General features: G+C 29.8%; 7 protein-coding genes and 1 pseudogene. 6 read left to right on the top strand and 2 right to left on the bottom strand.

The window, feature by feature from the left end; translation table 11 throughout:
• Positions 1-725 precede the first annotated feature (725 nt).
• A complete protein-coding gene (locus KO506_RS06265) occupies positions 726-1,064 on the top strand; it encodes an L-rhamnose mutarotase (RefSeq protein ID WP_215994039.1) in 339 nt (112 codons plus the stop codon).
• Positions 1,065-1,401: 337 nt separating this feature from the next.
• Positions 1,402-2,553, top strand: a complete 1,152-nt coding sequence (locus KO506_RS06260; protein WP_215994038.1) for an adenylyltransferase/cytidyltransferase family protein — start codon at positions 1,402-1,404, stop codon at positions 2,551-2,553.
• Between the two features lie 401 nt (positions 2,554-2,954).
• Here the strand turns inward: KO506_RS06260 and KO506_RS06255 are convergent, their stop codons facing one another.
• Both KO506_RS06255 and kduI read right to left on the bottom strand, forming a co-directional pair.
• Positions 2,955-3,749, bottom strand: a complete 795-nt coding sequence (locus tag KO506_RS06255; RefSeq protein WP_215994037.1) for a gluconate 5-dehydrogenase — start codon at positions 3,747-3,749, stop codon at positions 2,955-2,957.
• Positions 3,750-3,757: 8 nt separating this feature from the next.
• A pseudogene (kduI, locus tag KO506_RS06250) lies at positions 3,758-4,529 on the bottom strand (5-dehydro-4-deoxy-D-glucuronate isomerase).
• A 268-nt stretch (positions 4,530-4,797) separates the two neighbouring features.
• Here kduI and KO506_RS06245 point away from each other — a divergent pair.
• From KO506_RS06245 to KO506_RS06230, 4 genes are all read left to right on the top strand, one after another.
• Positions 4,798-10,350, top strand: a complete 5,553-nt coding sequence (locus KO506_RS06245; RefSeq protein WP_215994036.1) for an alpha-2-macroglobulin family protein — start codon at positions 4,798-4,800, stop codon at positions 10,348-10,350.
• A gap of 128 nt (positions 10,351-10,478) precedes the next feature.
• Positions 10,479-12,812, top strand: a complete 2,334-nt coding sequence (gene pbpC, locus KO506_RS06240) for a penicillin-binding protein 1C (protein WP_252726801.1) — start codon at positions 10,479-10,481, stop codon at positions 12,810-12,812.
• Between the two features lie 71 nt (positions 12,813-12,883).
• On the top strand, positions 12,884-13,726 hold the full coding sequence (locus KO506_RS06235; protein WP_215994035.1) for an MBL fold metallo-hydrolase: 843 nt from the start codon (positions 12,884-12,886) through the stop codon (positions 13,724-13,726).
• Positions 13,727-13,739: 13 nt separating this feature from the next.
• Complete coding sequence (locus KO506_RS06230; protein ID WP_215994034.1) at positions 13,740-15,452, top strand: S8 family peptidase; 1,713 nt, start codon at positions 13,740-13,742, stop codon at positions 15,450-15,452.
• Positions 15,453-15,456 lie beyond the last annotated feature (4 nt).

The raw sequence follows: 15,456 nt of genomic DNA, 5'->3' as shown, positions 1-15,456 counted from the left end.
GCTATAAATAACCTGTAACTTCAGATATTTTTTCTATTTCTAGATCTTATGAAAGTGTAACTTTTTCATAATTATTATTATTTAATTCAACAAAAATAAAACCAACAATTGCTTTATCAAAAATTTAAAATCTGTAATTTTGTATCTAATTTAAACATTAGTTTTTTTAAAAAATATTCAAAAATATTATAGGACTTAGGAAATCCTGTATCTAACAACCAAAAATTAAAGATATTAAGCTTATTATTCTTTGTTATAGATATTGACTTTTAAGAATGTGAGATTGCTATTATATGGTGTTTCCTTATTGAAGAATTTATTGAAATAAAAATGAAGTTGCCAATTAACTTATAAAGGAAGAGTTTATGAAATGCATCCAGACAATTTATATATAATTCCACGATTAACTTTGTTTTCTATTCAATTCGTAAAAAATCATTTTTATACTAAAAGTATTACTGTTTAAGGTAGGTATTTAACTACGAATTATAGTGGAAAAGATTATTTTGATGACTTTCAAGCCCAATTTTTTTAAGCATTTTAATTATTCTTTCTTTCGATAACGTTTATCTAGGTATCATTGAAATAAAGCTAACAGATTACTTAAAAATGATTAGATATGTATAAAATTGCCACTTTTTTCTGGAGTGAATTTTTATATTATCTTTAACTTATTTTTGTATTGTAGCTAATTATAGTTATAGAATTTTAAAAGCATATAGTTAATGAAAAGATTTTGCTACGCTCTAGATTTAGTTGATGACGAACAATTAATTCAAGAATATATTGAGTATCACAATAACGTTTGGCCAGAAATTCAAAAAAGTATACTAGATTCTGGCATTCAATCTATGGAAATTTATTGTGTAGGAAATCGTTTGTTTATGGTTACTGATGTAGATCAAGACTTTTCTTTAGATAAAAGAGCTTCTAATGATGGTAACAATAAAAAAGTTCAAGAATGGGAAGAGTTAATGTGGAAATATCAAAAAGCACTTCCTATTGCGAAAAAAGATGAAAAATGGGTATTAATGAACAAAATATACCACTTACAAAAAGAATAAAATTAACAGAAGGTAATAAGACGTGGTTTAAAAAGTACTCAAGTTGCTGAATACCCTATTTTGGTTATTCTTTGTGATTCACTTAGTTTTATAGATTTAGAGAGATAAGAAATGGTTTGGCTATGCTGCCAAAAATGAATCTCACCAATATTTTACAAGTATTTGGCAGATCTCATTGGAGTTTATTTTTATGGGAATATTTTATGTATATGCAGCAAAGCTTAGTAACCATACTATGCCTCTGTAAAAAGAAGAGCAAAAACAATTGATGGAACAACTATATTGTGAAAAAGTTGTAGATTTACTAAATTACTTATTAAAATATAAAATATGAAATATGAAAAAGAAAGTATTTGTTTCTGGATGTTTTGATATGTTGCATAGTGGACATATAGCATTTTTTAAAGAGGCCTCTGAATATGGAGATTTATATGTTGGAATTGGTTCTGATAGTACAATATCAGAACTAAAAGGAAGGCTAACGATAAATTCTGAACAGGAAAGAATTTATATGATAAATGCTATTAAATATGTTAAAAATGCCTTTGTAAATTCGGGTTCAGGAATCTTAGATTTTAAAGAAGACCTCATCAAATTAAAACCTGATTACTTTGTTGTTAACGAAGATGGTTTTTCTCCTAAGAAAGAAGAACTGTGTCAGGAACTAAATATCGAATTAAAAAAATTAAAAAGAATTCCAGACTCAGGGCTTCCTGAACGTTCAACTACTGCAATTAGAACTGGTGGAAACTGTACTTTACCTTATAGAATAGATCTTGGAGGTACTTGGATAGATCAACCTTATGTTTCTAAATATCATCCAGGATGGGCTATTACAGTTTCATTAGAACCTATAGTTGAATACAATGAACGATGTGGAATGTCTACTTCCACAAGAAATGCTGCAAAAAAAATATGGCCTTACTATTTGCCATTAGAAAAGCCAGAAAAATTAGCAGAAATTCTTTTTAAATTTGAGAATACTCCTGGATCTACAATGATATCTGGAGCACAAGATGCTGTTGGAATTTGTATGCCTGGTTTAACAAGACATTATTATAGTGATGGTTATTGGCCTACCAAATTAGAATCTGAACAAGATGAGAGTATTTTAACGTGGTTAGAAGAACATATTTCTATGGTGCTTTTATGGCCAAGAGAAGCTGGTCTAGATCTTTTGGGAGAAACCTATATTAATGAAGAAAATGTAAAATCTTTAGCTAGTGCAGCTGATGATGTTTGGAGTGCAATACAAGATAAAAACTTAAAAAGTTTTGCTGACGCATTTTTAAACTCGTTTAATGCACAAGTTAAAATGTTTCCAGCAATGGTAAACGATAGAATTTTAAAAGAAATCGATAAATATAAAGATCAAGCAATGGCATGGAAATTAGCTGGTGCTGGTGGTGCTGGATATTTAATTATGGTTTCTGAAAAACCTATTGAAGGATCAATGCGAATTAAAATAAGAAGAAGTGAAATTTTATAAAAATATGTCAAGTCCTAAATAATCGATACAGATTAATAAAGGATTAAATTTAATATTTAAAACTGAACAATGGTAACATTGTTCAGTTTTTTTGATTTATAAGTTTTCATTTGTATTTTATTTTGTTTGTGCTTTTGATTATTTAGGAGTTGACATATAATTAGACAAATGAGGTCTTTCTTGATTATAAAATTTGATTGATTTTTCGAAGAGTTGTTTTTTAGTTTTAATTTTTTTGTGACTCTTTTTAATTAAATAATATCTTTTTTAATGGTAATACTTTTAAAGTCTAAAGTAAAACAAAAACAGTTTAATGATATTCATTTTGTTTGGATTTTAAATTTAAAAACCTGTCAGATTAGAATAAGACATGTTTTGTTCATTATTTATAATGATATTTTTTAATCTTCATTAGCAGGTTTGCCAATAGTAGCTAAAATTCCACCATCAACATAAATTACTTGTCCATTTACAAAATCACTAGCTTTAGAGCTTAAAAAGATTGCTGCACCTTGTAAATCATCTGGATCTCCCCATTTTCCTGCTGGTGTTCTTCCAACTATAAAGTCATTAAAAGGATGTCCATTTATTCTAATTGGTTCAGTTTGACTTGTTGCAAAATACCCAGGGCCAATTCCATTTGTTTGAATATTAAATTTGGCCCATTCTGTAGCCATATTTTGAGTAAGCATTTTTAAACCTCCCTTTGCTGCAGCATAAGCACCAACAGAATTTCTGCCTAACTCACTCATCATAGAACAAATGTTTATAATTTTACCACCTTTTCTTTCAATCATTCCTTTAACTACGTGTTTAGAAACAATAAAAGGAGCTACTAAATCTACATCAATAACAACCTTAAAATCTTCAACTTTCATTTCAACTAAAGGAGTTCTTTTAATAATACCTGCGTTATTTACAAGAATATCAATTTTACCAACTTCGGTTTCAATTTTTGTTATATTTTCTTTTACTTCATTTTCGTTTGTAACATTAAAAAGATAACCGTAAGCATCTATTCCTTGTGATTTATAATCTGCTACAGCTTTGTCTAGTTTTTCTTGCGAAGAATTTCCGTTTATAATAATTTTAGCACCAGCATTTCCTATTCCTTTTGCCATTGCCATTCCAAGACCATGAGTTGCACCAGTAATTAAAGCTACTTTTCCTGATAAATCAAATAAGTTTATAGACATATTATTTATTATTTTAATTCGTTAATTTTACAATGATCCATATCACCATAATCTAAATTTTCACCTGCCATTCCCCAAACAAAAGAATAATTACTTGTACCAGAACCAGAATGAATAGACCATGAAGGAGAAATTACTGCTTGATTATTTCCCATCCAAATATGCCTTGTTTCTTGTGGTTCACCCATAAAATGACAAACTGCTTGATCTGGATGCACTTCAAAATAAAAATAAACTTCCATTCTTCTATCATGTACATGTGCAGGCATTGTGTTCCATGAACTACCAGGTTTTATAGTTGTCATTCCCATTTGTAACTGGCAAACATCTACAACACTATTTACAATATACTTTCTTAATGTTCTTGCATTTGCAGTGTCTGGTGATCCAAGCTCAATAGTTTCAACATCATTTTTCCTTATTTTTTTAGTAGGAAAAGCTTTATGAGCTGGAGTTAAATTTAAATAAAATAATGCAGGATTTTCATCAGAATCACTAAAAAATTCAACATTTATATTTCCTTGACCAATATATATAATACCTAATTCTCTTCTATCTAAAAAAAATAGGTTTAAAAGCATCTATAATTTCTAACTTTAGAGGAGATGTTTTTGCAACTGCACTAATTGTAATAAAACGATCATAATGAGAGTAGGCAGGGTTTATTGTATTATAGCTCATTAAATTATCAATTAAAAATTCTTCTCTTATTCTTACTGTGTCATAATTTTTTACGTCATGTTGTGATGCAGTGTATCTATTACTATTGTTAGTTTTCATAATAGTTATTTTCTGTTTAAAATTAGAAATTTATCCAAATCAACAATTAGGCTCTGAACGTCAATGTTTAGAATTGTTATTAATTGATGGTGGAATTAATTATAAGAAATGGGACATAAAATTTCTTCAGATGAATTAATCAGAGTCTTAAAAAATTAAACTCTTTTATTTTTATCAAATTCTAAACAAATTGTAACGAATTCTCATTTGATAAAAATTGCCATACTATAATCCGTATTTTTGAGTTGTGCTAATAAAGGCTACAACTATGAAAACAAAATATTTACCTTCTATTATTTTTATTTTTCTATTGATCTTTTCTTGTAAAAAAGAAGAAATTAAACCCGATAATATTTACAAGTTTAAAGAATATATAAGTTATACAACTTCTGGTGTTATTTCTACTTCAGGTACAATAGGTGTTAATTTTGCAAAAGATATTGACGGTTGGCAAGCAGATCAAAAAATTTCTTCGGATGTTATTTCGATAAAACCTTATGTAGAGGGTAAAATTAAAACATTAAATAAACACGCATTTGTTTTTACGCCAGATGAGAATTTAGATGCGGATAAAGAGTATACAGTTACTATCAATTTAAATAAAATTTATAAAAATATTTCTGATGAATTTAAAAAATACACCTTTCAATTTAAAACAATAACTCCAAATTTTAATATTCAAACTCAAGTATTGCAATCTTATTCTTCAGAATATCAATACTTAGAAGGGGTTGTAAAATCTGCGGATATTATCAATCTAAATGATGCAAAGCAACTCATTAAAGTATCGCAAAAAGGGAGTCAAAAAAATATCGTTTGGAACGAATCTTTTGATAAAGCAAAAGTTTTTGAGTTTAAAATTGATAGTATTCAGCGTTTTGAAGATGATAGTAAATTAGAGATTACTTGGAATGGAAAAGCGATTCAATCAGAAAATAAAGGAGAAAACCAAATTGTAATTCCTGGTAAAAATAATTTTAATGTTTTAAGTATTAAAATTCAAAAATTTAACGAACAATATATCTCAATCAATTTTTCTGATGCTCTAAAAAAGCAACAAAATTTTGACGGCTTAGTAACGATTCAAAATGTTAAAAAACCTCGTTTTATTGTTAACGGAAATGAGTTAAAAGTATATTCAGAAAACAAGTTTCAAGGTGATGTTTTGGTTTCTGTTTTTCAAGGAATTCAAAATACTGAGAATTATAGACTTAAAGAAACTTACAAAGAAACCATAACTTTCGAGCAGAAAAAACCACAAATAAGAGCCATTAGTAATGGAACTATTTTACCAAATTCTAACGATTTAAAATACAATTTCGAAGCCATAAATGTAAGAGAAGTAGATGTTAGAATCATTAAAATATTCGAAGATAATGTTTTGCAGTTTTTACAAGAAAACAACATCAACAATAATGATGAATATGGTATAAAAAGAGTAGGAAGAAGAATCGCTAAAAAAACAATTACTTTAGTAGTTGATGAAAAAAACAACACTCAAAAATGGAAAGCGTACAGTATAGATATCTCAAAATTAGTAGCTGTAGAACCAGGAGCAATTTACAGAGTTGAGCTGAGTTTTAACAAAGATCAAGTTTTTTATCATTGTTCAGAAAGTAGTGCTTCTACTGAAGATTATGACGATTTTGAAGATGAATATGATGAGGAATATGATGATTTTAGTGAAATAGAAGATGAAGAAGAAAGAGAAGAAATGTATTGGGATAATAAACTCTACAACTACAAAAATTACAATTATAATTGGAGAGATAGAGAAAATCCTTGTACAGATTCTTACTTTAGAAACAGAGAAATCACTCAAAATTTATTAGCATCGAACTTAGGAATTATTGCGAAAAAAGGAGAAAATGATGAGTACTTTTTTGCTATTACCAATATTTTAGATACCAATCCAATAGCAGGTGCAACTGTTAAATTATATAATTATCAACAGCAAGAAATTGCATCAGGAACTACAAATACAGAGGGAATTGTAACCATTAATTCACCTAAAAATGCGGCTTTTGCAATTGCATCTAAAAACAATAATAAAGGTTATGTAAAATTATTTGATGGTAATTCTTTGTCATTAAGTAAGTTTGATGTTTCAGGAGGCAAAACTCAAAAAGGGTTAAAAGGATATATGTATGGAGAACGTGGTGTTTGGAGACCTGGAGATACCATGTTTTTAACTTTTTTATTGAATGATGCTGATAATAAATTGCCAGAAAATCATCCAGTAAAATTAGAAGTTACAGACCCAAGTGGAAAATTAATCTACAAAAAAGTAAAAGCAGAAAATCTTAATAATTTCTACACATTTAATGTAAAAACAAATCAAGAAGCAAAAACGGGTAACTATTCAGCTAAAATTTCTGTTGGTGGTGCAAAGTTTTATAAAACCTTAAAAGTAGAAACTGTAAAACCAAATCGTTTAAAAATTAAAGTCGATTTTGATGATGAAATTCTATCAAGTAAAAAACCAATCAAAGGAACTTTAGATGTAAAATGGTTGCATGGAACGCCTGCAAAAAACCTAAAAGCAGAAGTAAAAGCGAAAGTTTCTGCAACAAATTACAGTTTTAAAAACTACAAAGATTATGTGTTTTCAGATCCGTCAAGAAAATTTTCATCCGAAGAAATGAATGTTTTCGAAGGTAAATTAGATGAAAATGGAATTGCCAAAATTAATAGCGATTTAAAAGTTGGTAAAAACGCTCCAGGAATGTTAAATGTTCAATTTTTGATAAGAGCTTTCGAAAATGGTGGCGATTTTTCTATTGATGCGTTTACTAAAAAATATGCGCCTTTTAATTCTTTTGTGGGTTTAAAATCGCCAGAAGGTAATAGATATGGCTCTTTTTATACAGATGAAAATCAAACTTTTTCAGTGGTTTCTGTTGATGAAAATGGAAATCCTGTACAAAGAGATGAAATTGAAATTGAAGTTTATCAAATTAAATGGCGTTGGTGGTGGAGTTCATCTGAAGATAATTTATCAAGATACACATCTAGCAGTTATCATAGTAAATACAAAACGCTAAAAATTGCAACAAATGCTAAAGGAAAAGGAAGTTTTAACCTAAAAATTCCTGATAGAGATAGAGGACGATTTTTAATTCGTGTAATTGATAAACAAAGTGGACATGCAACTGGTAGAACAGCATATTTTTATAAAAATTGGTGGCAAAATTCTAGTTCTGGTGATAAAGAAGCTGCAAAAATGTTGGTGTTTTCTGCGGATAAAGAAAGGTATAATGTTGGCGAAACTGCAAAAATTACGTTTCCTTCAGGTTCAGAAGGTCGTGCTTTAGTCAGTATCGAAAATGGTACAAAAGTATTAGAAACAAAATGGGTGAATACTGAAAAAGGAACTACTTCTGTAGAAATTCCGATCAACAAAAATATGACTCCAAATGTCTTTGTAAATATTTCTTTATTGCAACCACATCAAGTTACAGAAAACGATTTACCAATTCGTTTGTTTGGTGTAATTCCGATTTTAGTAGAGGACAAAAACACCAAATTAGAGCCTAAAATAATTATGCCAGAAGAACTGCAACCAGAAAAAGAATTCACGGTTAAAGTATCTGAAAATAATAACAAATCAATGACCTATACTTTGGCTGTTGTAGAAGAAGGTTTGTTAGATTTAACAAGATTTAAAACGCCAAATGCATATTCAGAATTTTACAAAAGAGAAGCATTGGGAGTAAAAACTTGGGATATTTTTGATGATGTAATTGGTGCATATTCAGGAAGCGTAGATCAAATTTTTGCAATAGGTGGAGATGGAAGTTTAGCGAAAGGAAAAAATCAAAAAGCAAATCGATTTAAACCGGTTGTAAAATTTTTAGGTCCTTTTCATTTGGAAAAAGGTAGCACAAAAACGCACAAAATCACTTTGCCAAATTATATAGGTTCTGTTAGAACAATGGTGGTTGCAGGTAATGTTATTGATGAAGCTTTTGGGAATGCAGAAAAAGCAACACCTGTTAAAAAACCATTAATGGTGTTGGCTACTTTACCAAGAAAATTATCTCCAAAAGAAAAAGTTACATTGCCAGTTTCGGTTTTTGTAATGGATAAAAAAGTGAAAAATGTAACAGTACAAGTTAAAACTTCAACTGGAATTTCGGTGTTAGGAAATAAAACTCAAAACATCAATTTTGAAAAGCCAGATGAAAAAATGCTCTACTTTGAGCTTGATGTTTTAAAAGCAAATGGAATCAACACAGTTGAGGTAATTGCAACTGGAGGAGGAGAAAAATCATCTTATAAAGTAGAATTAGATGTTGTAAATCCTAACCCAATAACATCAAAAGTAATTGATCAAAATATTGAAGGAAATCAAACAAAAACTATCGATTTTAATACGTTTGGAGTAGAAGGATCAAATTCTGCAATGTTAGAGTTATCTACAATTCCGTCAATCAATTTCTCTGGTAGATTAGCGTATTTAATTCAATACCCACATGGTTGCGTAGAGCAAACAACATCAAGTGTTTTTCCGCAATTATTTTTAAATGATTTGTTTGATTTAACATCAAAAAAGAAATCAGAAATTCAAAAAAATATCGAAAAAGGTATCAAACGTTTAGGGAATTTTCAAAAAGCAAATGGAGGTTTAAGTTATTGGTTGGGCGAAAGCTATGTTAGTGATTGGGGAACAACTTATGCTGGTCATTTTATGTTAGAAGCAGAGAAAAAAGGATTTGTTTTGCCATTAACTTTTAAGAGTAATTTTGTAAGATATCAAAAGCAAGCAGCTAGAAATTGGAGACCAAGTTATGGTAATTATTCAAGAGATTTATCGCAGGCATACAGGTTATATACTTTGGCTTTAGCTGGTAGTCCAGATTTATCTGCTATGAATCGTTTGCGAGAATTTAAACAAATTTCTAATGATACAAAATGGAGATTGGCTGCAACGTATGCTTTGGTTGGCCAAAAAGAAGCAGCTCTAGAAATTATGCAAAAAGCCAATTTAAATTTCTCTGGTTACCAATATTACAATTATGGTTCTGTAACTAGAAATAGAGCTATGGCTTTAGAAACGATGTTGTTAACGAACGATAAAAACACAAAAGATGTTGCAAAAACCATGGCAAAAGAATTGTCTAGTAATCAATGGATGAGTACACAATCTACAGCTTATTGTTTGTTGTCTATAGGTAAAATGGTAGTGAAAAATGGAGGAAAAGCAATAAATATACAATTTACAAAAGATGGTAAAACAGAGAGTATAAAAACATCAAGTTCTATGGTGCAAAGAACTTTAAATGTTAAAAATGGATTGAATACCATCACCCTAAAAAACAAAGAGAATAATATTGTTTTTGCAAGAATTATAAATTCTGGTAAGTTGCCTTTAGGTGATGAAATTACCGAAAGTAGAGGTTTAAGTGCATCTGTAATTTACAAAGATTTAAAAGGCACTACTATTGATGTAAAAAACTTAAAACAAGGTCAAGATTTTGTAGCAAAAATTACAGTGAGTAATCCAAAAAACGAAACTGTAAAAGATATTGCTTTAACTCAGATTTTTCCTTCTGGTTGGGAAATTGTAAACTCACGTTTCACAGATTTTGGAACCACCACAAAAAGTGAAGCAAGGTATACAGATATTAGAGACGATCGAGTTAATTTCTATTTCGATTTAAACAAAGGAAAAAATAAATCAGAAACAAAAACCTTTACAGTTTTATTAAATGCTGCATATTTAGGAAAGTATTATTTACCAGGTATTCAAGTAGAAGCAATGTATGATAATGATTATTTGGTAAGAACCAAAGGAAGTTGGATTGAGGTAATAAAATAAATTAACAATCCTGCAAGGTCTTCAAGACCTTGTAGGTCTAATAGTGAACAGTCAAATTTTATTCCTGAAATAAAATCAAATTGAAAAAACAGAAGTCATACAATTATATCTACCGGGTTTTTAAAACCTTGCAGAAGAAACACAAAAAGAAAACAATTTTTATTGTTATTCTGTTGATTTTCTATGCATTTTGTTTACCAAATGATTTATTTACAAAACCAGCATCAACAGTTATTACAAGTAGCAATGGTCAATTATTAGGAGCTTTAATTGCTGATGATGGTCAATGGAGATTTCCACATAATGATTCAGTTCCAGAGAAATTTAAAACCTGTTTAATTCAGTTTGAAGATGAGCATTTTTACAAACATCCAGGGTTTAATCCAGTTTCAATTTTTAAGGCATTCAAAGAAAATTTACAAGCAGGAAAAGTAAAAAGAGGAGGAAGCACCATTACACAACAAGTAATAAGATTAAGCAGAGATAATAGAGATAGAACCTATTTCGAAAAATTAAAAGAACTTGTTTTGGCAACACGTTTAGAATTTAGAGCATCCAAAGAAAAAATAATTACTTTTTGGGCTTCAAATGCGCCTTATGGAGGAAATGTTGTAGGTTTAGACGCTGCTTCTTGGCGTTATTTTAATCGTAAACCATCAGAATTATCGTGGTCGGAAACTGCAACTTTGGCGGTTTTGCCAAATGCTCCAAACCTTATTTATCCTGGTAAAAATCAAGATAAATTATTAGCCAAAAGAAACCGATTGTTAAAAAAGTTACTCACAAAAAAAGTGATAGATTCTTTAACTTACAACTTATCTATTTTAGAAGATTTACCACAAAAAGCATATGCAATTCCGCAAATGGCTCCGCATTTATTGCAGAAAATTAATAAAGAAAAAAAAGGCGAATTTGTAAAAACTACTATTGATAAAAAACTGCAAAATCAAACCAATACCATTGTAAAAAATCATTACAATCAATTGTCTAAAAACGGAATTTACAACATTGCAGTTTTGGTTTTAGATGTAAAAACAAGGCAAGTTTTGAGTTATGTAGGTAATGCACCAACAGACAATAAGCATCAAAAAAGTGTAGATATTATTGATAAACCCAGAAGTACAGGTAGTATTTTAAAACCATTTTTATATGCAGCAATGTTAGATAATGGAGAGCTTTTACCCAATACTTTGGTTGCAGATATTCCTACAAATTTTGGAAGTTATCAACCAGAAAACTTTGATAAAAAATATGCTGGAGCCATATCAGCAAAATTAGCTTTGTCTAGATCTTTAAATGTGCCCACTGTTAGAATGTTGCAAAGTTTTGGTTTAGAAAAATTTCATCACTATTTACAGAAATTGGAATTGAAAGACATCAAAAAATCTGCCAATCATTATGGATTAACGTTGGCTTTGGGTGGAGCAGAAAGTAACCTTTGGGATTTATGTAAAAGCTACGCAGCAATGGCATCTACAGTAAATAATTATTCAGAAAATTCGAGTAGATATTTTACAAAAGAGTTTAGTGCACCAACTTTTTATGCGGATAAGAACATCGATTTTGGTAGTAAAACATCAGAAAAAATAATTTTTGATGCAGCATCAATTTACTTAACATTAGAGAGTTTAAAAGAAGTAAACAGACCTAATGCAGAAGAAAATTGGGAGTTTTTTGATTCATCAAAACAAATTGCGTGGAAAACAGGTACAAGTTTTGGTTTTAGAGATGCTTGGGCAATTGGTACAACCAAAGATTATGTAGTTGGTGTTTGGGTGGGTAATGCAGATGGAGAAGGTAGACCAGGTTTAGTGGGGGTGCAAACTGCTGGCCCAATTTTATTTGATGTTTTTGATAAGTTGCCAAATGCTGCTTGGTTCGAAAAACCTTTTGATGAAATGACCGAAATTGAAATTTGTACGAAAAGCGGATTTAGAGCAACAGATATTTGCGAAGAAAAAACGTTAGAATTCGTTCAAAATTCGGGTTTAAAAACACAACCTTGCCCTTATCATATTCAAGTTAATGTTGATGAATCTGAGAGTTATCAGGTAAATACTTCTTGCGAAAAGCTAGAAAATATCAAACAGAAATCTTGGTTTGTTTTACCACCTTTATTAGAATATTATTATAAGAAGCAAAATCCGTTTTATAAACCACTTCCTAAGTTTAGAGAAGATTGTTTGGGTGATGTAAACAACTCCATGAAATTTATTTATCCCACAGAAAAAAGCAACATTTTTTTACCAAAAGATTTTAATGGTAAACAGAATGAGCTTGTTTTAAAAGTTGCACACTCTAATAATGATGCAATTTTGTACTGGTATGCCAATAATACTTTTTTAGGTACAACCCAAGAATTACACAGTTTTGCATTTCAACCAAAAGTTGGCGATTTTAATTTTACAGTAATGGACAATTTTGGGAATGAAATTCATCAAAAAATTACTGTTAAAGACTAAAGCTTTAGATTTTTCTTAACGTAATATCATCATTTTTTTAACATCTTTGTAACAATCAAAAAGTTGTAGTAATGAAGATTTATCCCATAGAAACAGGTAATTTTAAATTAGATGGTGGTGCAATGTTTGGTGTAGTACCTAAAACTATTTGGCAAAAAACAAATCCTGCAGATGCTAATAACTTGATTGATATGAGTATGCGTTCTATTTTGATTGAAGATGGAGATCGATTAATTTTAGTAGATACAGGAATGGGCAACAAGCAATCAGATAAATTTTTTGGATATTATTACCTTTTTGGCGATTTTTCTTTAGATAGTTCACTTAAAAAACACGGTTTTCACAGAGATGATATTACAGATGTGTTTTTAACACATTTACATTTCGATCATTGTGGAGGTGTAATTCAGCGTACAAAAGAAGGTTTGTTAATTCCTGCTTTTAAAAATGCAAAGGTTTGGTCTAATGATAAGCATTGGCAATGGGCAACACTACCAAATGCAAGAGAAAAAGCATCATTTTTAACAGAAAATATTAGCCCAATAAAAGAAAGTGGTCAGTTAGAATTTATCCACAGAAATTATAAAGATCAAATTGGTTTCGATGTTTTATTTGTAGATGGTCATACAGAAAAACAGATGTTACCAAAAATAGAATATCAAGGTAAAACATTGGTGTTTATGGCAGATTTGTTGCCAACAGTTGGGCATATTCCTTTGCCATATGTAATGGGTTATGATACTAGACCATTGCTAACTATTAAAGAAAAAGCAGCCTTTTTAGACTTGGCTGCAGATAAAGAATTTTACTTGTTTTTAGAACACGATGCTAACAACGAAATTTGTACTGTAAAGCATACAGAAAAAGGAGTAAGATTAAACACTACACATAAATTTTCAGAAATTTTTAATTAAGAGAAGTAGATCTATGAAGAGTATAAAAACGTTGGTTTTTAGTGCTGTTGCAGCACTTATTTTTACGGGTTGTAAATCCACACATGTGGTAGTTTCACAACCGGCTTTAGATGAAATTTTAACAACACCTGCCAAGAAAACAGAATTGTCTAAAGCAGATTTTAAAGTTTGGTCGCATTTAGATATTACCAAAGACTCTATTGCTGGTATGAGTTTAGATAAAGCTTATCAGTTTTTAGAAGGTAAAAAAGCCAATCCTGTAATTGTTGCAATTGCAGATTCTGGAGTAGATGTTAATCATGAAGATTTAAAAGATGTTCTTTGGATGAATCCAAATGAAATTGCGAATAATAATAAAGATGATGATAACAATGGTTATGTAGATGATGTTTTTGGATGGAACTTTTTAGGAAATGCAAAAGGTGAAATTGTAACTACAGATCAATTAGAAATTACTCGTATTGTAAAAAGAGGTAGAGCTAAATTTGCAGATAAAAAAGCATCAGAAATTGCAGAAGAAGATAAAATAGAATATCAAAAATATTTAAAATTAGAAGAAGAATTTAAAGCTACAATTGTTGAAAAAGAATCAGAAATTCAGCAAATGGAAGCTACGCTTGTTAACTTAAAACGAGTTCAAGAAAATTTTGAGGCTGTAAAAAAGTTAGCAAAAACAGATAGTTTAACTTTAGAAGTGGTTCAGAATTTGAATCCACCAAGTTTAACAGGTGTAATGCAAAAACAAAATGTAGAAAATATTTTAAAACAAGGTATGAGCGAAGCAACTTTGTTAGAATATAAAGGGCAGGTAGAAAATTATACCAAAGACATTAAGAAAGCAATAAAAGGGTATGACTTAGATATGAATTACCGTCAATCTTTAGGTGATGATTTATATGATATTACAGACAAGTTTTATGGTAATAATAATGTTTTAGGTACTGCAGATGCTGCTTTGCATGGAACACATGTTTCTGGTATTGTAGCTGCTAATAGAACGAATAATATTGGTGCTATTGGTGTAGCTAATAATGTAAAAATTATGGCTGTTAGAATTGTGCCAGAAGCAGATGAACATGATAAAGATGTAGCTTTAGGGATAAGATATGCAGTAGATAATGGCGCAAAAATTATAAACACCAGTTTTGGTAAACGTTTTTCGCCAAACAAAGATTGGGTTTATGACGCTTTAAAATATGCAGCAGAAAACGATGTATTAATTGTAAATGCAGCAGGCAATGATGGTAAAAATATAGATGTTAGAGAATCTTATCCAACAGACTCTAAAGATATGCTTACAGAATTTACAGATAATGTAATTACAATTGGCGCAAGTAGTTTGCATTATGATGAGAATTTGCCAGCCAGTTTTTCTAATTATGGTAAACTTAATGTTGATGTTTTTGCACCTGGAGTAGACATTTATGCTACAACACCAAACAACAATTACGAAGCTTTAAGCGGAACATCTATGGCAGCACCTTCTACAGCAGGAGTTGCAGCCTTAATTCGCGCTTATTATCCTAATTTATCAGCAAAAGAAGTAAAATCAATTTTAATGAATTCTGGAGTAAAAATTAACTTTAAGGTTATTCAGCCAGGTTCTCAATCACAAACAAATCAGAAAGGTAAATTAGTTTCTTTTTCAGATTTAAGTGTTTCTGGTAAAATTGTAAACGCTTATAATGCGCTTAAATTGGCAGAATATTTATCAAATAAAAAATAACATT

The sequence above is a fragment of the Polaribacter vadi genome (assembly GCF_018861005.1).
In the GTDB taxonomy this organism is placed as follows: domain Bacteria; phylum Bacteroidota; class Bacteroidia; order Flavobacteriales; family Flavobacteriaceae; genus Polaribacter; species Polaribacter vadi_A.
This window is presented reverse-complemented; position numbering and strand designations above follow the sequence as displayed.

Coding starts and splice junctions, on each gene's coding strand:
- KO506_RS06235 (WP_215994035.1), top strand. CDS start 12,884: ATGAAGATTTATCCCATAGAAACAGGTAATTTTAAATTAGATGGTGGT.
- KO506_RS06255 (WP_215994037.1), bottom strand. CDS start 3,749: ATGTCTATAAACTTATTTGATTTATCAGGAAAAGTAGCTTTAATTACT.
- KO506_RS06265 (WP_215994039.1), top strand. CDS start 726: ATGAAAAGATTTTGCTACGCTCTAGATTTAGTTGATGACGAACAATTA.
- KO506_RS06230 (WP_215994034.1), top strand. CDS start 13,740: ATGAAGAGTATAAAAACGTTGGTTTTTAGTGCTGTTGCAGCACTTATT.
- KO506_RS06245 (WP_215994036.1), top strand. CDS start 4,798: ATGAAAACAAAATATTTACCTTCTATTATTTTTATTTTTCTATTGATC.
- KO506_RS06260 (WP_215994038.1), top strand. CDS start 1,402: ATGAAAAAGAAAGTATTTGTTTCTGGATGTTTTGATATGTTGCATAGT.